This window comes from Xanthocytophaga flava (assembly GCF_030068545.1).
GTDB classification, from domain to species: domain Bacteria; phylum Bacteroidota; class Bacteroidia; order Cytophagales; family 172606-1; genus Xanthocytophaga; species Xanthocytophaga flava.
Genome location: NZ_JASJOR010000020.1, coordinates 112,016 through 130,001, shown reverse-complemented (window position 1 = coordinate 130,001; position 17,986 = coordinate 112,016). Strand labels below are relative to the sequence as shown.

The window sequence follows — 17,986 nt, the reverse complement described above, 5'->3', positions numbered from 1 at the left end:
TTAATGTCTGGTAATAAATAATTTACTAACTTTGGTATCTGATTTATTTCATAGAATGATTACTTCCTTTTCTAAGATACCACTAAACGATATTGATTGAAAATTATTACTAGCTATGCAAAGGAACTCCCCTTATTCTAAGTTCATTGGCCTCGTTTTATTAATTGTTGATTTCTTCTTACTGGATGCGGCCTGCCGGTCTGCTTATCAATGGCGGCATCATTATTCTATTGATTATTCTAACTATTATATTGATTTTCTAAGAATATTCCAGTTGGCCTGGATACCTGCGTCACTTGGAGTTGTATTACTGCGTGATGTAAATATTTACAGAAGCTTATTAAAGACACGTAAGTTCTTTTCTACACTGGTATATACCTTCGCGTTTCATGCACTGCTTATTTTTGTCTTTATTATAGGTTTCCGGGATAAGTATTATGACCTTTCACGGGCGTTCCTTTCTGCTGCGTATCTCTTTAGTTTTGGGGCTACATTTTTGTTTCGGGTAGTCATTTCCATCATATTGAGATATGGTATAAAATTACGAGAGAATGAAAACCGGGTTGTAATAGTAGGAGCTGGGTATGCAGGAAATGATCTATACCATTATATTATTGGTAATAAAGGAAAAGAAACCAAGTTTATGGGATTCTTTGATGACCAACCTGAACTACCTAGTCTGGTAATAAAAGGAAGACTCGAACATCTGAAGGATTATTGTAAAGAAAATCAGATCACTGAGATATACTATGCCAAGTCATTGAATGATACAGAATTGATTAAAGATCTGGCAGACTTTGCAGATGAGCATTTTATCTATTTTAAAATAGCTCCGGATTTCAGAGGGTTGATGCAGCGTAAAGTAAATATCGACTTTTACGATACTGTACCTATTATGACCTTCCGTCAGGAACCTTTACAAGTATGGAGCAACCGAACGTTAAAACGTATATTTGATATTGTGTTTTCGCTGGCTGTTATACTACTGGTGTTCCCATGGTTATTCTTAATAATTGGTATTGCTATCAAGATAAATTCCAGAGGGCCTATTTTCTTCAAGCAACCACGGTCTGGTCGCAAGAATAAGCTGTTTAACTGTTATAAGTTTCGGACTATGTATGTAAACAACGAATCAAATAGCAAACAGGCAACACGGGGGGATAAACGGATAACCAAAGTTGGTGCATTTTTGCGTAAGACCAGTCTGGATGAAATGCCTCAGTTTTTTAATGTGTTAATGGGTGATATGTCAGTAGTAGGACCACGTCCTCACATGCTGAAGCACACGGAGGAATACTCTCAAATGATTGAAAAGTATCTGATTCGCCACTTTGTTACTCCTGGAATTACTGGACATGCACAGGTAAATGGCTTTCGTGGAGAAACAGGGTCAGATCCTAAACTTATGCGCAAGCGTTTAGAATATGATACTTGGTATATGGAGAACTGGAGCTTGTGGCTGGATATTAAAATCATAGTACAGACTGTGACCAATATATTCCAGGGAGAAGAAAATGCTTTTTAACTAATGAAATATTGGACACATATATTTGCGTTTCTAATAGTAAATAGTTAGATTTGCAGCCCGTTTTTTAGGAAAAGAGTTTTCTATTCAAAATATAGTTTTTATAAAATAAAATATTATGATCATTGTTCAGGTAAAAGAAAACGAATCTATTGACAAAGCGCTGAAAAGATTCAAAAAGAAATTTGAAAAAACTGGTGTTCTGAAAGAACTTCGTTCTAGAACTGCTTTTGAAAAAAATTCTGTACGTAGAAGAAATGAAGTAATTCGTGCAGCTTATCGCGAGAGAATGAGATCTCAGGAAGAAATCTAAGCTATAGAATTACCAAAGATACTATTGCAAATGAAACCTCACCCGACCAAGGTGGGGTTTTTGTGTTTGTGGAAAATAAAAACGCAAAGAATAGCATTTTTATTTTTTCTTTTGTATGTTGGTGCTACGAAGAAGACGCTACTAATTGAGAGTTGGCATGATTGAATTATTTTTAAAATATCTACAATACGAGAAAAGGTGTAGTCCGCATACTATAACAGCTTATCAGACCGATCTTGAGCAATTTGCTACATTTCTCCAGTCATCTTATGAATACTCACAGCCGGAATTGGCTACATTTCCTATCATTCGTTCCTGGATTGTAAGTCTGGTTGATGCACAGATTAATGCTACCTCTATAAACCGAAAGATTGCTACCCTTCGTACATTCTATAAATTTTTATTACGTAGAGGGACTATTATCCAAAACCCTATGCTTAAGGTTCGTTCCTTAAAAGAAAGTAAAAAACTACCTCATTTTGTGGAAGAGCAACAACTGGTAACGCTGTTGGATTATTTTCCGTTTCCTGATGGTTTTGAGGGACTTAGGGATCGATTGGTAATGGAGATGTTATATGGCACGGGTATACGACTTGGCGAGTTGCTGAGTTTGGATGATAGCATGATCTCCAAGGTAGAAAGTACGATAAAAATTACAGGTAAACGAAATAAACAACGTATTATTCCATTACATGCCAGCTTACTTCCACTCATAGAACTGTATCAACAGGAGAAAGAACGTGAGTTTAATGGTAGTGCAGACAAACATTTGATAGTAACAACAGAAGGAAAAGAAGCATATCCTATGTTAATCTATCGGATCGTGCGTAAGTATCTGACTGCAACAACTGTGGACAAACGAAGTCCACACGTATTGCGGCATACATTTGCAACACACCTGCTAAATAAAGGAGCTGACTTAAACGCAATTAAAGATCTTCTGGGTCATAGTAGCCTTGCTGCGACTCAGGTTTACACGCACAACTCGCTCGAAAAGCTGAAAAAAGTATACGAGCAGGCGCACCCCAAGGCATAAGGAAATGTACAAATTTGTACAAACGCAAATTTGTAAGTAACTCGTTGCATAGTTAACCATACAAACTGATGAGAAATTAGCTATGAATCAATTATTTGCACATTTGCATACCTGTGCATTTGTACATTGATTAAATTAATTGTTTCACTTTAATTATTTATGCGTATGAAACTGCAGATGCAATCTCTTCACTTTGATGCTGACAGCAAACTGTTGGCCTTCATTCAGAAAAAGGCAGAGAAACTGGATACGTTCTTTGGTCGAATTATTGACGGTGAAGTGATTTTAAGGCTGGAAAAATGCGATAATAAAGAGAATAAAGTTTTCGAACTTCGCATAAATGTGCCAGGCAATCAGTTTTTTGTCAAGGAAAAAGCCAGTACGTTTGAAGCGGCTACTGATCTGGCATTAGAAACAATGAAATCGCAACTCAGAAAGCATAAAGAAAAACTCCGAAGTCATAAAACTGATTCTAATGGAGTGGAAGATGTAACCAATGTAGAAGTAGAAGAAGAATTTTAGGAATAATAGAACAGATTAGATAGATAATAAGCATAGGCCACTCTCAATCCAGAGTGGCCTATGCTTTTAATTCAGTTAGACTTACTAAAAGCTTTGGCTTGTTCAGCTACAATCGCAATGCCTTCTGTGAAAGAATGTGGTTGATAGCCTAGCTGTTGTTCAGCCTTTGTAATGATAAAACCAGTTCTTGCCGGACGTTTGGCTGGCTGTGTAAATGTACTGGAGTCAGCGCGAGTCATAAAGGATTTATCCAGGTTAAAGAAGTCTGCAGTCTGGTTTGCCATTTCCCAAGGGGTCAGCATATCCTTACCTGATATATTAAATAGGCCTGTTGCCTCATGTTTTACGATCAGGTAACAGCCCATTGCCAGATCTTCTGCCAGAGTTGGAGTACGCCATTGGTCGTCTACTACCTTGATGGATTTCTGCCCTTCCAGTGAGTTTTTTACCCAAAGAATAATATTGCTACGACTCATGTCATGGGCAATGCCATATACAAGGATTGTACGGGCAATAGCCCAGCGAAGACTAGTGCTTTGCAACAGGATTTCCTCAGCAGCAAGTTTACTTTCTCCATAATAACTTAATGGTTTGGCTTCTGCATTTTCATCATAAGGGCCAGCTGCTCCATCGAAGATAAAGTCAGTAGAAAGGTGTAATAGAAATGCATTGTGAGCAGTACAAGCCTCTGCAAGGTATTGTACTGCATCAACATTGAGTTTCCAACATCCTTCACGTTCTGATTCACATTGGTCTACATTGGTCATTGCTGCAGTATGGATTACATAGTCAGGTTTGAACTCTGTCATTACCTGCAGCACTTCTTCCCGATTGGTAACATCCAGATTGCGGTAAGTTCCTTTGCCTGATTCCAGAATAGGCAGGCGGTTCTCACCCCGTGCTGTTGCGATAAGTTCATATTGCCCCTGATCCAGTATTAACTGAACCAGTTTTTGGCCTAATAAACCATTGGAGCCGGTAAGAAGGATCTTTTTCATGGATAAATGTATGCTTGAATATAAATAAGTGTCTGGTTTTCCTTTTAAGGTATAGGGTATTTCAGATCTTTTGGATCACCTGTATAAAAATAGGCGTAGTTAGATCGCATTTCTTCCCAGCCTTTTTCAGTGGTATGTTTCTCATTCATGACATCTTCCCATGCAATGCGCATTTGTCTGGCACATAATATAGGAGGAAACTGTCCTATACCTGTTCCAAGACCTGGAATAGCTACTGAGTTAACTTTATCTTTTATCTGTTGCCCATCTGCAAACTTTCCATATTGAAGCAGAGTTACTATGGCTTTCATGCACAGATATACATTAGGAGTGCGTAGTATCGTCATTGGGAGACGCATAGTTGGTGCTGAAATCAGATACGGAAAACTGGCATGATCGGTTGATACAATCTCTGCTTGTCCGACCAGTAGTTCACCATAATATTTCTCACGAATGATCTTTTGTAGTCTTTTCTCAATGTGCCATCCCAGATTTTTAGAGATTACAAAGTCAATCCCACCATTCATATAGCCAAAGCTATTGGCGGGACTGACAATGGCATCACATGGGTGCTCGAAAATAGAATCATTAAGGACAGACACATTAGGTATGCCTTCGAATACTTTACTCCAGGCATCTGTAACTTGTTTGTTTGTATCGATAAAGTAAAATTGCATAGAAAGAAGTTTAGAGTTGGATAAGGTTGAATAATTACTTTAGTTATATGAGAAAAGACTCACATTGTATTATTCATATGTATACCCAAACTTCTTCGTAATTTTCTTCTTTTTGAGTTTTTCTACTTTTATCTGCATCGCAATGTCTTTCTGAGGGCGGTCCTTGTCATTGCGGGGTTGTTTGGCAATGGTATCAAGTACATCTAGCCCTTGGATAACTTCACCAAAGACAGTATAATTTCCATCCAGATGAGGGGTGCCCCCCAGCGTTTTATACACTTGTTTTTGTGAGTCAGTTAATGTACGACCTGCCCGCCGTTCCTGAGTCGCTAGTTCCTGATCTGTGAATTTTTTTCCCTGGACAATGTAGAACTGGCATCCACTGGATGCTTTTTCAGGATTGTTGTCACGAGCCGCCGCCAATGCACCTTTCTTATGAAATAGGGTAGCATTAAATTCTGCAGGTACTTTATAGCCTACATCTCCACCACCCAACATGTCACCGGGCTTGGCTTTTTTAGAGGTAGGATCTCCACCCTGAATCATGAAGTTTTCGATGATACGGTGAAACAGAGTACCATTATAAAATCCAGTATCTGCCAGAGCGATGAAATTGGCTTTGTGTTTTGGTGTTTGGTCATACAGAATAGCGTACATTGTGCCAAATTCTGTAGAGATTGTAATCAGATAGTCTTTTTTAGATTTTTTTTGGGCTGAAGCAGGAAATAGAGCCCATAAGAGTAAGAATAGTAATGAAATTTTTTTCATAGGACAAATATAAAACCGGATTTCCAATTTTGAGGATTTGTTTCCTAAGTTTTTATAGAATATACAAAACAAAAACACCCCACTTGGCTGTTAGCAAAATGAGGTGTATAGATTCAGTACCGAGATTTTAATTTTCCATTAACTCAAAGAAATGGGTTAAAGACTTTTCTTCTTCCATATCTTTGGGCATTCTGTCGACCAACCAGTCATCAAGGCTTAGACCATGTCCACTGGGTGGGTCAAAGGGAGGAAATTCAAATCCGGAAGGAATGCCACCACCACCATCACCACTGTTATTGTCAGGTCTGGAGGTTTTTTTAGCAGTTAATACATGCCAAACCATTCCTACTACACATATTATGCAAAATATACAAACCGATATGTAATCAAGAGTCATCTCCATAGCAATTATGTCATTAGAGTAAATACGTAGGTAAAATTATCTCGTTTATTTGTAAAAAAAACTTTAATCCTTAACGATTTATTGCGTGTGAATGTTACGAATCAAGTAATCAGAGTAGCCTTCTCTGTGATAGATTTTTCACTAATAACGTGCCATAAAACGTAAAAACAAAACGTGTTAAACTTTCTGTAAATCAGTTGTTTGAGTGTTTTGTGATGTTTTTCAGGCCACTTTTATTCATATACACTTATTTTGTATTTGATCCTTATGGAAAGTAAACCTAAATAGTAAAAAAATATGCCTGAATTGGCATAAATGAGTGATAAAGTGAGGATAAAAACTTTTTTAAAAAAGTTAGAAAAATCCATTATTTAAGTCTTATTCCTCTAATTCTTCCTTTATTTTTGTTGTATGAGTTATATACTTTTTGACGATCCACTTGTTCATGGGGCATTATTACCACTCACGTTTACACGTCCAATCAGCCATATTCGCTTGGGAATTGTCACAATTGCTGAAAAATGGCTACATTTCTTACAAGGTGAAGTAAGTTATCTTACAAAAGATTTTCTGCAGAAAAAATATATAAGTGATTGGGGCGAAGATAACCTGCTGATAAATGGATCATTATGCCCCGATCAGAATTTGGTTACAGCTATTGGGCAACTGGCTCCCGGAGAGTCGCTACAGTGTGGAAATGTGCTGATAGCGCTGAGAATACCTTATTCGTTGAAAGATTGTAGAGATGTTATCACTGCAGCCGGCAATACTACCGTTCATCCATATACTGGTACCCTAACTCAGGTACGTCAGCTGTCAGATATTTTTCTGCTCAACGGCTCTCAAATTCGTGCAGATTATACATGGCTTACTGAAGGGCGTATTTCCAGAGAAATAACAGACCCACATACAATTATGTATAATCCTTCTCACATATTTCTGGAAGAAGGAGCCAAAACAAAGGCCTGCATCCTGAATGCAGAAAATGGTCCTATTTATATAGGAAAAGATGCCGACATTCAGGAGGGAAGTATTATTCGGGGGCCTTTTGCTATAGGAGAGAGTAGCATTGTTGCACTGGGCGCTAAAATGAGAGGAGAGATTACTATTGGTCCTCATTGTAAAATAGGAGGTGAGGTAAGCAACAGTATATTGTTTGGATTTAGTAATAAAGGTCATGATGGCTATCTGGGGAATTCAATCTTAGGGGAATGGTGCAATCTGGGAGCTGATACCAATACTTCCAATCTGAAGAACGATTATGGAATAGTAAAGCAATGGAGTTATGTGGAGAACGACTTTATGGATACAGGCCGACAGTTTGTTGGTCTGGTAATGGGAGATCACTCCAAAGCTGGAATCAATACAATGTTTAATACAGGAACAGTAGTAGGAGTAAGTGCAAATATTTTTGGCGGCAATTTTCCTCCAAAGCATGTTCCTTCCTTTACCTGGGGTGGTGCTGAGGGGCTGGATATCTATCGTTTGGATAGGGCTTTAGATGTTGCACAACGGGTATTGGAACGCAAAGCCCTACAACTTACTCCAGAAGATCGTGAAATACTGACCTATGTGTTTTACGCTACTCATGAAAAATAATAACAGGATACAGAAGCGATTGTCTATATAATGGCCCGAAGAAAACTGCTTAGCCAATACCATCCTGCTTTGTATTTCTTATCTGTGTGGGAAAAGAGGATACGCAGATACATCTGGTGGAAATGTAATAAGGAATCTTATGCTTTTCAGAAACAGAACGATAAGCTGCCATTTCGGGTAAAAAAGCACCAGTCTGTATTGATTCGGAAACTAGGAGATGCAGATCTTGTTCTTCAGTACAATAAAGTAGAGAATCTTAAGATTGCAATACAAGAGATCAATAATATCCTTATAAAGCCTGGCGAAACATTTTCTTTCTGTAATCTGGTTGGAATACCCACCAAACGCAAAGGATACAAGTTAGGAATGGAGCTAACCTTTGGAGAGGCCAGAGCAGGGATTGGCGGTGGCTTATGCCAGATCTCCAATCTGTTGCATTGGCTGGTTATTCATAGTCCGTTACTAGTGACAGAACGATATCACCATAGCTTCGATCCATTTCCGGATCATAATCGGGTATTACCTTTTGGAAGTGGAGCTACTGTATTTTTTAATTATCGGGACTATTGTTTTAAAAATACTACAAATGCCACCTTTCAACTAAACCTCTGGCTTAGTGAAAAATGTTTGGAAGGAGAGTTGCGATGCTCAGAAGAATTTGACTTTGCCTATCATGTAGAAGAGAGGGAACATGAGTTTATAAAGTTGAATAATCAGTTCTACAGAAAGAATGAAATATGGCGGAATAAGATTGCTAAGTTTAAAAGTGGGAAGGTTCTGGAAACAGACCTTGTTACAAAGAATTTTGCAAGGGTAGTTTATACTCCGGATATGTATAGGGAGGTAACACTTGAAGATCTTACAGAAGAGCAAAAGGCAAAGATGTAGTATATAAATACAGGTATTTCGTTTCAGACTGGCGCTACAATTTTTACTTTTGCATGATTAATAACTATTCGAATGCTTTTTAAAGAGATTCCAGGACTTGCAGATATAAAAAGAACTCTTATCCAGTCAGTGCAGACAGGGCATATACATCATGCACAGTTATTTTTTGGTAATGAAGGGAGTGCAAATCTGGCTTTGGCTTGGGCTTATGCAACGTATGTTAATTGTGAAGACAAGCAACCGGATGATGCTTGTGGGGTTTGTCCCTCATGCCGGAAAATTGGTAAACTAGCTCATCCGGATTTACACCAGATCTTTCCTGTAGCGGCTACTAAAAAAGTAACCAAAGATCCATTGAGTGAAAACTTTTTGCCGGATTGGCGTCTCTTTTTGGCTGGTAATCCTTATGCCTCTCTCACGGACTGGCTTAATTATATAGGTACAGAGAATCGCCAGCCTCAGATTTCTGCGGAGGAAAGCCGTCAGATTATTCAACGACTCAGTTTGAAACCTTATGAGGCTGATTATAAAGTCCTGTTTATGTGGTTGCCGGAGATGCTCAATATAACTAGTGCCAATGCTTTGCTGAAGATACTGGAAGAGCCTCCTCCAAAAACATTATTTCTATTGGTTTGTCAGGACCCTGCCAGGTTGCTGACCACTATCATTTCTCGTACACAGATGGTTCGGGTGCGATCTTTTACAGATCAGGAGATTAGTCAGGTGTTAATCGCTAAATTACGGGTAGAACCTCAGCGTGCTGGTCAGATTGCTCATTTGGCCGATGGAAATCTCAATGAAGCGATACGTTTGAGCAATGAAGTAAAAAATGATCAGCATGAGCTTTTCAGAGACTGGATGCGTTTGTGTTTTCAACTGGAAAAGAGACTGACAGACATTGTAAAGAATGCTGATAAACTGGCCGCAATGCCACGGGAAGCTCAGAAGAATGTATTGCAATATGGTATAAATATGGTGAGGGAGTCTTTGGTTTATACCTACAATGAACCACAATTAATCCGTTTGGAAGGGGAGGAAATGACATTTGTACAAGGCTTTGCCAAAGTAATAACACCGGAAAGAGCCGAACGTTTGTTTGGTTATTTTAATGATGCTATTCTACACCTGGAACGTAATGCCAGTCCACGTATTATTTTCTTAGACACTTCTTTACAGGTGGCATCCGGTATAAAAAGCTAATTGTGATAGACTAAGTTGAAAATACGTTCACAAGCAACTATATTAATCTCTTATTTTTCAGAATGGAAGGATTGCGGCAGATTATCGGGCGTTTTGATAGGATAGATTTACCAGACTTTGGTGCAATAAACATTGGTGCTAAGATAGATACAGGAGCATATTCATCTGCTATCCATTGTTCTAAGATTAAGCTATATAAAAAAAAAGGAAAGCGTTATATCAGCTTTCATATTCTTGATTCTCATATACCTGTAATAGAGCATCGGAGATATATTACTTCCCGATTTCGTAAGAAGAAAGTAAGAAGTTCTTCCGGGCATGTTGAGAAACGGTATTTTATAGAGACATACATCATTTTATTTGGCGAAAGGATACTGGTAGAGTTTTCTTTGTCCGATCGTGAGAATATGCGATTTCCGGTTTTACTGGGACGCAAAATGCTAAAAAACAGGTTTCTGGTAGATGTAGCTCTTATCGATGTGTCCTATCATCAAAAGATGGGACAGTCTGATTCTGAAAAAAATAATCCGGATTTTATGGGACTAGACATAGATGCAGAAGAATGAATAATAGTATTTTGTAGAATGGTACGATAGATGTAAAAGGTAGGTAAAATCATAACAATTCCTTCATAAAATTCTCATTCATTTCTCCTCAGGTTTTTCTTTCTTTGAAGATAATATTTTATCTTTCTTAGCTCAATTACGCAAATACTATCCATGTTTTGCCTTGCTGATAATCTCTATTGCAGAGATCTGTTAACCAGCTAATTTAATCACAAAGAACCTTTATGCGCATTGCTATATTGTCCCGTAACGCGGATCTATACTCAACCAAACGATTAGTTCAGGCTGCCCGAAAACGTCACCATGAGGTACTGGTATTGGACCATCTTAAGTGTTATGCTGTTATTGAACGTGGTAACCCTATGGTTCATTATGAAGGTAAGCCTCTGACAAGTATAGATGCAGTGATTCCCCGTATTGGCCATTCTGTAACACAATATGGCACTGCTATTGTGCGACAGTTTGAGATGATGCAGGTATTTAGTGCTGTAAAATCATTGGCTATTACACGCTCACGTGATAAGCTACGTAGCCTTCAGATTCTGTCAAAAGCAGGTGTTGGACTACCTAAAACAGCCTTTGCAACAGATTCATCTGCTATAGACTCTATTCTTTCTCAGGTAGGAGGGGTGCCTGTTGTAATCAAACTTCTGGAAGGGACACAGGGAATTGGAGTGATGATGGCTGAAACCCGTAAAGCGGCTAAATCAATCATAGAAACTTTCTATGATATGAAAACTAATATCATGGTACAGGAGTTTGTAGGTGAGGCAAATGGATCTGATATAAGGGCATTCGTTGTAAATGGCAAAGTAATAGGAGCTATGCGACGCCAGAGTAAACTGGGCGACTTCCGATCTAATTTGCACAGAGGTGGAAAGGGAGAGCCAATTAAATTATCAAAAGCAGAAAAAGAAACTGCTATTGCAGCAGCGGAGGCTATGGGATTAGGAATTGCGGGAGTGGATATGCTTCCTTCACATCGGGGGCCTTTAGTTATAGAGGTAAATTCATCACCTGGCCTGGAAGGAATCGAGGCTGCAACCGGTATTGATATTGCAGATATGATTATTCAGTATGTAGAGAAGAATGTCACAATTAATAAAAAAGATAAAATTGGCGTTTGATTAGTTCTATCCTGTACACCTTCTCTGAATGTCACTATGGAGCTAGTGTTTTCTCAATAAGAATTAGCTCCAATAATTTAAAATGTATTTCTTTTTTTCCGTTTATGTCTGTTATATCCTAATAATTAGGCAGGAACATTTTTCATTCCGTTTAAAACAGTCCAAACCATATTTGTCTTTTTTTCGTATGTATGTCTTATAGGAGATTTGAAATTTCTGGGAGAAGTCCTATTTTATCTATACTCCAGTAGAAATATTTGGAATAGGTGAATAGTGGGAAGAGATACGAAAATGCTTTGTCCTACGGCAAGTAGTATCACTGGAAATTTGTAGGTGAGTATATGTGTTTGATTATCAATTTGTTGGCTGTAGGTTTGTCTGAGTGAATTATCTTTTATGGACTTGTTTATACTATTGGGGAAAATATTTCAAAATATTGATAATCAAAGTCTGAATTGTATTTATGAAAAAGTGTAAATAATCGTATTTACTTTTATCGGAAATACCCTACTAACCATATTTATCAAATTGTATAAAATGAATATATTACAATAATTGCCTATATTATTTCTAATACTGTTATTATATTGTCAAATATGCAAATAGAGTCGGAAAAAGAGTTAAAATGGAATATTTTAAAAAGATTGCAACGTTTACCTTATGATCAGATTGGACTTATACGCCGATCAGTAATGCAAAAAACCAGTTGCACACAAAGTAAGTATTATCGCGTTATTCAGGAAAAAGATAATGATGTACATGTGTTAATTGCACTGGCAGAGGTTCTCAACTGTAAGGTAGACGATATTATTAATCCTGATTATGAGTTCAAAGATCCTCAGCTAACAAAAAATATACTGGAAAAAATTGAGTAAAAGGCTACTACATCCAATACATAGTACGAAAATGTTGGACAATGCATAGGTTTTTACCAGAGTAAATACTATCTGGTAATCTGAAATAGTATCAGATAGTGTGGTATGTAGATGAAATGTGAAAGCAAGAGGTGTTCCAACTTACGACAAGAACTATAATGTTATTATATGACAAAGCCCTGATTCATAATCAGGGCTTTGTTTTTGTAAAGATTTTGACAGTAGCTACAAAGTACCTTCGTACAATACTTAGGATGGGATTGCTCAACTCGATGCGGATATGCACTACTGTAGACTCATTGATTTCCTGAAATAGAACCGCAATAGCTACAGTAGTGCATTATCCGCTTAGTCAAGAGCAAGCTCATGATGCGTGGGTAAACTCTAAACATGATTGACGATACATCAATCGGGTTGCAAGGTCTTTATGACTTTGTTAGTCTACTGTCTATGCCTCAAATATGTAAAGACACAAATTAAAAAGCAAGGTTTTTAGTTCAAAAACTTTGTCCACCAGCTTTGTTTGTTATGTGCAATACGTAATGCCAGGATATGCTCACATGGCCCTTTATATAGCTTGTTCTGTACAAAGAAATTACAGGTACAGGTGGCCTGAACCATGCGTTCATCTTTATCAATAATCACTTCTGGCTTATATTGTTGATTTTTGTCCTTTACCACACCATTTAATTTTAAACCGTTTGGTGTTTGGGTGGCTTGTACATTAACCGCTTTATTGGCTACAAACTCGTTTGCAATTGCCTCACGTGGATTATCAAAACGAAGTTTATCCATAGGAAGTGGCTCCTGACTCAATTCTCTTACTCTGTATACCTTCTGATTCAGGTCATAGATGGCACGTCCTGCCTGGGTATAAGCAGAAAGTGCTCCTTCAATTATTTTCTTATCCAGCCCCAGACGTTGAGAAAGAGACGTCGATGATTCCCGCCAATTCTCTCGAAGAGCTTTAAAGATACGTTCTTTGGTAAAATTGTCAACTTCTGCACGTGGAGCCATCAGATCAAAGTTACCAGCACGAGACCAGTCGTTGGCTGTCCATCCTGATAAACCTAATGTAAAATTCATGTAGCCAAGATCTGCAATAAAGAAAGATGGCATACCATTGCCTAACATATGAACAATGAATTTCTGTGTTACGGGGATTAGCCGTTCCAGAATCAGCAGGCGACGGCGACCCCACAACCGGATTTCAGCAGGTTCATTACCCAGGTAAATCGAACGACGACAAACCAACTCATGATTCCAGGGTTCAAAGATTAGTTTGACAGGCTCACCAGGTTTAAGGACAAATCGGATAGAACGTGGTCCCAGCTTTTCTTTCTGTCTGCGTAGTATGAAACAGATATTGTGCACATCCATAGGATGTAGCTCAAATGTATGGGCAGGCAAGGTCATGGCTGAACTAACCTGAAGAAACCCTCTTACCCAACTGTCTGGTAAATCTATCTTTACTTCTGTGTAAGCGTCTTCGTTGGTTGTTTGCACCTGGAATCCCCCTGGATCAACTGTAAAGTTGGTTTCTTTATAATCACGTATTTTTTGGAACTCATTATACAGGTCTGCAGAGTAATCTATATTAGTAGTGCCACATTCAAACTCATTGATATTTTTGAATACCTCATAGTTACATCCCAGCTTGCCATACGTGGACTCATCCTGACTGAAGCATTCAAAGAAGATCTCGTCTGGGTGAACCGTAATGACAGGATCTAGCACAAACCAGAAGTCACGGTCTTTCTGGTAGAGGTAATCAAAGTATTTCCGCTGGGCTTTGTAAAAAGGGTCCATCAACCTGGATCTATTCTGATGCAGAGAAGATAGCTCTTCGCGTAACTCTGTTAGCTTGGCTTTTATATTGGCTTTATACTCTGTTCCAAACTCTGCCATCCATAGGGCTTCCTGACTGGCCGCCCATTCTTTGTAAGCTGTTTTGTCTTTGGGCTTAAATCGAAGATCTGATACTACTACATCATGTAATGCAGAAATAGCCTCTCTAAAATTAATGTTTTTTGCCAGTACACCAGAGAAATACGTAGGCTGACGCAGGGTATCTGGTGCAAAAGACATATCTACCGCACTGGCATTGCTACTTACTGATGTGCTACCATGAAATTTATAGTTAAAAAGCATATAGCTGATCGTTGTTGTAATGAATTAGTTAGATGTAACAAATTGTGTCACAGGAGTTTCCTTTATTGTCAATGGTAGATCAATAGTTGGATAGCTTTTTCGGATATCATACATAATACGGATACAAGCTGCTTTATTGTCAATAGCCATAGTGGCAGACTGACGTGCTATTATTTTGCTGACTAAGGCTGCTGACTGTTCATTTTTAAGTGCTTCCTGTCTCAAAAAATTAAATATGCGCGTTTTTGCCATGCCTGACCTGTTTACCTGAGAAAGTACAGTAATAAAGTATAATTCCAGTTTCTGTAAATGCTCCAGACTGTCTGTGGCAAACTGTTCGAGATAGTTGGTTGCAAACACCTGAAGATTCTGTGACGGATGTTGGCTGAGCTGAAGTAGATAATCTGATCCGTTTTCTGTTTTGAAGAACCGGGTAATTACTTCTTTTCCGAATTGTTGTACATCTTCTCTGGTGCTATCACATACACTTATCAATAGCGTTGGGGTCCAGTCATCCGCTGTGAAATTCTTCCGGAAATAGTCAAATCCGAACTGTCGGCTATCACTCCATTTTACATCCAGAATTCGTAGTGCCTCACTCGCTTCTTGTTTCATTCGGCTTATTTGTTGTGTATAAATAGCCCATGCATACTCCCGTACTTCCAGCAGTTCATGATTTGCCATTTTAATGATATCGCGAACCGATAACTGAGACGGAGAGATAGTATGTCTAATCACCAGGAAGCCTACACGTTGTGTAGTTCCACGTCGCGAACCCAACATAATCCATGCATCTTCTGATGATATGGAAGAGAGATAGGCAGTTAATCCTTGCTGTATTAACATTAATAAATCCTCATGCAGCCCTTCTATTTCCTGTTTGTGTTGCAAAACCGGAATCAGTTCTTTGATGAAACTTACTCCAAATTCAGGTGATTGTGCTGCTAGTTTTCCGATTGTAGGAAAAATTGCCTGACGTATTTCTGCAAAAGGTGATGTGCAAAATGCAAACAAAATATCCTGGCTAGCCAGTAGTTGTGAATCCGGTAACTTTCCAAATAGCTGAACACCAATACCACGTACCTGTGGTACAGACGAATTAATAAGAGATGAGATAAGACCAGAAGGGAATTCAGTAACAGGAGTTACATGTTTGACAAGGATACCTGCCCCTAATACCTGAACCATAGGTACGGGATGTTGCAGCAATTCCTGTACTACTTCCAGACTTACATCCTGTAATAGACTGATAAAGTAAGTAACCAATGTATAACCAGCTCCCTCTGCAATGGTATTGCTTTGAGGATCATCAGGGTTTAATTCCAGTAACTCAGTAATCGTTTTGACAATCAGCATCTGAGCCTGTTCTTCTGTCAGATGAACTTTGCTCAAAAGAAGACGACCCCATTCCCACACATCTTCGTATGGATTTATAATCAGATCTGCAAACACAAATGTCTGACTAGCAAAATACTCAGGTTGTGCTTCAATCCACTGCTTACCTAACTCCCTTACAAATTGTTTAGGGTGTTTTACAATCAGACTAACTAGTTCGGCATCCGGATTTTGTGGGTTATAAAACTGTTTAACCAGCTCAAGACCTAGTTGAACAGTTACATCATATTCCTTTTCCAGGAGTTTGACAGCAAACTTGCTATCTGCTATTTCTGATAACTTTGGATTGGCTCGTAATGCTTTGACGGCAAATTCATGTACCAGCTCACAACGGCTATCTGTAAGAAGCTGTGCAAGATATTCTGGATGCTTATCCCAATGTTCCGGAAATGCTTCTTCACGTTGGGTTGAAAGCGTATCTGGTTTACTATTAGTTTTGAAACGCCAAGCCTTTGTATTTTTCTTTAATTCATATCGGGAACTGTTTTGATACAGAATAGAGAATAAGTTCAGACAATTGGCAAAGGCTGGGTAATGGGTAACACGGGTTTTATAACTTCGGCTGTTCCATTCATACCAGGTATTATTAACCTGACGAGGATCAGTCTTATCTTTGATATCTGAATATTGCAGCAGGAAGGCCGTTGCTGCTTTTGCATAACTTTCGCTTTGCTGATCTTCCCCCAGAGTGCGCAAGGTACGCCAGCTACGACGGACAAAATATTCCTTTGTAGTATTGGAAAATGCCAGTCGGCTGTTATTCTTATTCATTTCTGTTTTGGTATCGTTGATCCAATCCCATGTACCAGGTGCATAAGCACCTCCTCCCCAACGACTTTGACGGAAATATGCATTCTGTTTTTCAAACCGATACGCTATTGTTGCAAACACCTCTGCATCTTCACGAAACTCTGCAATCTTATAAATATGACGAATGTACTTGAAGATTCCTGGTTGTAATGCCAATACCTGTAGTGAAGAAACAACTACTGGTCGTATATAAGCATATTTTTCTGACAGCAGATAGAGGTGTTCCAATACTTCATAGGTCATTTTCCGTTCTGCAATTCCTACATTGAATGCAAAATGTACAGACTCTGTTTTTCCTGATAATACAGCTGCCTGCATATCCGGATGAAGTTTTTGGAAAATGCTATCCAGAAGGAAATTCTTTTTTGTTTCGTCTGCCAATGCCAGAAGGCTAACCAACGCTATACGTTTTACAAAATCTTTGGAGGCGGCTGCCAGATACAATTGTTCCAGCAAAATAGTAGCACCCCGATCACCACACCGACCCAATGCCCAGCAGATACAATATTGCTGTAGGGCATCAGATTTAATCGCGAGTTTGGTTAAGTCTGGAACTGCTTCTGAGATACGGAGTTCTCCTACACGCCATATAATACGTGAGAGAGGCCATTTAGTATCCTTGAAACCAGGTTGAATAGCCTCACGTAGTTTGGCGAGTATAAATTCTTTTTTGTCTGAGTATTGATTAGTTTTGACAACCGTAGGAGCAGTTCTTGTGACTGTAGATTGCTGTGTGGCTGAAAAGCGGCCTGTTTCCTGGTATCCTCCCTTTTTTTTCTCAGCAATAAGTGCATTAAAAATCTTATCTGCATTGGTACGATCTACTGATGAAGCTGTTTTCGTTCCATCCTTTAATGTTGCACCTCGTCTTCCATAACGGAAGTTTACTACATATTTATCTGTTCCTACTTCATATAGATCCACTTCATATACCTTGTCTGCACTGCCTTCCCGGCACCATAAAGATACTTGTTCAATTAGTTTCATTCAGAAAAATAGGCTGGTTACTAATATGTTTTAATTATAGGTAAAATCAATCGTTACTAAACATGTTAAGCGGGTTTCAATATTAGAAATATCGATTTAACAAACAATTTTTGAGGCTTATTTTTTCGTTTGATTATAGAACCCGT

16 protein-coding genes are annotated in these 17,986 nt (G+C 38.6%); 10 read left to right on the top strand and 6 right to left on the bottom strand.

The window, feature by feature from the left end; translation table 11 throughout:
- Window positions 1–115: 115 nt before the first annotated feature.
- The 4 genes from QNI15_RS25720 (at window position 116) to hpf (ending at window position 3,396) form a co-directional block, all read left to right on the top strand.
- Window positions 116–1,525: an undecaprenyl-phosphate glucose phosphotransferase gene (locus QNI15_RS25720; protein WP_314000025.1), complete on the top strand. Its 1,410-nt coding sequence runs from the start codon at window positions 116–118 to the stop codon at window positions 1,523–1,525.
- Between the two features lie 118 nt (window positions 1,526–1,643).
- Window positions 1,644–1,838, top strand: a complete 195-nt coding sequence (gene rpsU / locus QNI15_RS25715) for a 30S ribosomal protein S21 (RefSeq protein WP_313983194.1) — start codon at window positions 1,644–1,646, stop codon at window positions 1,836–1,838.
- 157 nt (window positions 1,839–1,995) lie between these two features.
- The gene (locus tag QNI15_RS25710; protein WP_314034458.1) at window positions 1,996–2,874 is read left to right on the top strand and encodes a tyrosine-type recombinase/integrase; all 879 of its coding nucleotides are present in this window, start codon (window positions 1,996–1,998) and stop codon (window positions 2,872–2,874) included.
- Between the two features lie 159 nt (window positions 2,875–3,033).
- Entirely contained in the window at window positions 3,034–3,396 is a 363-nt protein-coding gene (hpf, locus tag QNI15_RS25705) for a ribosome hibernation-promoting factor, HPF/YfiA family (protein ID WP_314034456.1), read from the top strand.
- 71 nt (window positions 3,397–3,467) lie between these two features.
- Here hpf and QNI15_RS25700 read toward each other — a convergent pair whose 3' ends face one another.
- The 4 genes from QNI15_RS25700 to QNI15_RS25685 form a co-directional block, all read right to left on the bottom strand.
- The gene (locus QNI15_RS25700) at window positions 3,468–4,394 is read right to left on the bottom strand and encodes an SDR family oxidoreductase (protein WP_314000028.1); all 927 of its coding nucleotides are present in this window, start codon (window positions 4,392–4,394) and stop codon (window positions 3,468–3,470) included.
- A gap of 44 nt (window positions 4,395–4,438) precedes the next feature.
- Complete coding sequence (locus QNI15_RS25695; RefSeq protein WP_314034453.1) at window positions 4,439–5,071, bottom strand: macro domain-containing protein; 633 nt, start codon at window positions 5,069–5,071, stop codon at window positions 4,439–4,441.
- A 69-nt stretch (window positions 5,072–5,140) separates the two neighbouring features.
- The gene (locus tag QNI15_RS25690; protein ID WP_314034451.1) at window positions 5,141–5,839 is read right to left on the bottom strand and encodes a peptidylprolyl isomerase; all 699 of its coding nucleotides are present in this window, start codon (window positions 5,837–5,839) and stop codon (window positions 5,141–5,143) included.
- Window positions 5,840–5,966: 127 nt separating this feature from the next.
- The gene (locus QNI15_RS25685) at window positions 5,967–6,242 is read right to left on the bottom strand and encodes a hypothetical protein (protein ID WP_314034449.1); all 276 of its coding nucleotides are present in this window, start codon (window positions 6,240–6,242) and stop codon (window positions 5,967–5,969) included.
- A 411-nt stretch (window positions 6,243–6,653) separates the two neighbouring features.
- On the opposite strand from QNI15_RS25685, the gene QNI15_RS25680 reads away from it, so the two are divergent.
- From QNI15_RS25680 to QNI15_RS25655, 6 genes are all read left to right on the top strand, one after another.
- Window positions 6,654–7,841, top strand: a complete 1,188-nt coding sequence (locus QNI15_RS25680) for a GlmU family protein (protein WP_314000036.1) — start codon at window positions 6,654–6,656, stop codon at window positions 7,839–7,841.
- A gap of 30 nt (window positions 7,842–7,871) precedes the next feature.
- Window positions 7,872–8,729: a VanW family protein gene (locus QNI15_RS25675; RefSeq protein ID WP_314034448.1), complete on the top strand. Its 858-nt coding sequence runs from the start codon at window positions 7,872–7,874 to the stop codon at window positions 8,727–8,729.
- A gap of 72 nt (window positions 8,730–8,801) precedes the next feature.
- Entirely contained in the window at window positions 8,802–9,929 is a 1,128-nt protein-coding gene (locus QNI15_RS25670) for a DNA polymerase III subunit (protein ID WP_314034446.1), read from the top strand.
- A gap of 62 nt (window positions 9,930–9,991) precedes the next feature.
- Window positions 9,992–10,495, top strand: a complete 504-nt coding sequence (locus tag QNI15_RS25665; protein ID WP_314034443.1) for an ATP-dependent zinc protease family protein — start codon at window positions 9,992–9,994, stop codon at window positions 10,493–10,495.
- A gap of 224 nt (window positions 10,496–10,719) precedes the next feature.
- Entirely contained in the window at window positions 10,720–11,622 is a 903-nt protein-coding gene (rimK, locus tag QNI15_RS25660) for a 30S ribosomal protein S6--L-glutamate ligase (protein ID WP_313983220.1), read from the top strand.
- Between the two features lie 596 nt (window positions 11,623–12,218).
- A complete protein-coding gene (locus QNI15_RS25655; RefSeq protein WP_313983223.1) occupies window positions 12,219–12,497 on the top strand; it encodes a helix-turn-helix domain-containing protein in 279 nt (92 codons plus the stop codon).
- A gap of 492 nt (window positions 12,498–12,989) precedes the next feature.
- Here QNI15_RS25655 and QNI15_RS25650 read toward each other — a convergent pair whose 3' ends face one another.
- Together QNI15_RS25650 and QNI15_RS25645 are read right to left on the bottom strand one after the other, a co-directional pair.
- Window positions 12,990–14,648: an SWIM zinc finger family protein gene (locus QNI15_RS25650; protein WP_313983225.1), complete on the bottom strand. Its 1,659-nt coding sequence runs from the start codon at window positions 14,646–14,648 to the stop codon at window positions 12,990–12,992.
- Window positions 14,649–14,672: 24 nt separating this feature from the next.
- Window positions 14,673–17,840, bottom strand: a complete 3,168-nt coding sequence (locus QNI15_RS25645; RefSeq protein WP_314034441.1) for a WGR domain-containing protein — start codon at window positions 17,838–17,840, stop codon at window positions 14,673–14,675.
- Window positions 17,841–17,986: the final 146 nt, after the last annotated feature.

What these genes read in the sequence shown, in the direction of transcription:
- QNI15_RS25720 (WP_314000025.1), top strand. Translation starts at nt 116, where the DNA reads ATGCAAAGGAACTCCCCTTATTCTAAGTTCATTGGCCTCGTTTTATTA.
- rpsU (WP_313983194.1), top strand. Translation starts at nt 1,644, where the DNA reads ATGATCATTGTTCAGGTAAAAGAAAACGAATCTATTGACAAAGCGCTG.
- QNI15_RS25710 (WP_314034458.1), top strand. Translation starts at nt 1,996, where the DNA reads ATGATTGAATTATTTTTAAAATATCTACAATACGAGAAAAGGTGTAGT.
- hpf (WP_314034456.1), top strand. Translation starts at nt 3,034, where the DNA reads ATGCGTATGAAACTGCAGATGCAATCTCTTCACTTTGATGCTGACAGC.
- QNI15_RS25700 (WP_314000028.1), bottom strand. Translation starts at nt 4,394, where the DNA reads ATGAAAAAGATCCTTCTTACCGGCTCCAATGGTTTATTAGGCCAAAAA.
- QNI15_RS25695 (WP_314034453.1), bottom strand. Translation starts at nt 5,071, where the DNA reads ATGCAATTTTACTTTATCGATACAAACAAACAAGTTACAGATGCCTGG.
- QNI15_RS25690 (WP_314034451.1), bottom strand. Translation starts at nt 5,839, where the DNA reads ATGAAAAAAATTTCATTACTATTCTTACTCTTATGGGCTCTATTTCCT.
- QNI15_RS25685 (WP_314034449.1), bottom strand. Translation starts at nt 6,242, where the DNA reads ATGGAGATGACTCTTGATTACATATCGGTTTGTATATTTTGCATAATA.
- QNI15_RS25680 (WP_314000036.1), top strand. Translation starts at nt 6,654, where the DNA reads ATGAGTTATATACTTTTTGACGATCCACTTGTTCATGGGGCATTATTA.
- QNI15_RS25675 (WP_314034448.1), top strand. Translation starts at nt 7,872, where the DNA reads ATGGCCCGAAGAAAACTGCTTAGCCAATACCATCCTGCTTTGTATTTC.
- QNI15_RS25670 (WP_314034446.1), top strand. Translation starts at nt 8,802, where the DNA reads ATGCTTTTTAAAGAGATTCCAGGACTTGCAGATATAAAAAGAACTCTT.
- QNI15_RS25665 (WP_314034443.1), top strand. Translation starts at nt 9,992, where the DNA reads ATGGAAGGATTGCGGCAGATTATCGGGCGTTTTGATAGGATAGATTTA.
- rimK (WP_313983220.1), top strand. Translation starts at nt 10,720, where the DNA reads ATGCGCATTGCTATATTGTCCCGTAACGCGGATCTATACTCAACCAAA.
- QNI15_RS25655 (WP_313983223.1), top strand. Translation starts at nt 12,219, where the DNA reads ATGCAAATAGAGTCGGAAAAAGAGTTAAAATGGAATATTTTAAAAAGA.
- QNI15_RS25650 (WP_313983225.1), bottom strand. Translation starts at nt 14,648, where the DNA reads ATGCTTTTTAACTATAAATTTCATGGTAGCACATCAGTAAGTAGCAAT.
- QNI15_RS25645 (WP_314034441.1), bottom strand. Translation starts at nt 17,840, where the DNA reads ATGAAACTAATTGAACAAGTATCTTTATGGTGCCGGGAAGGCAGTGCA.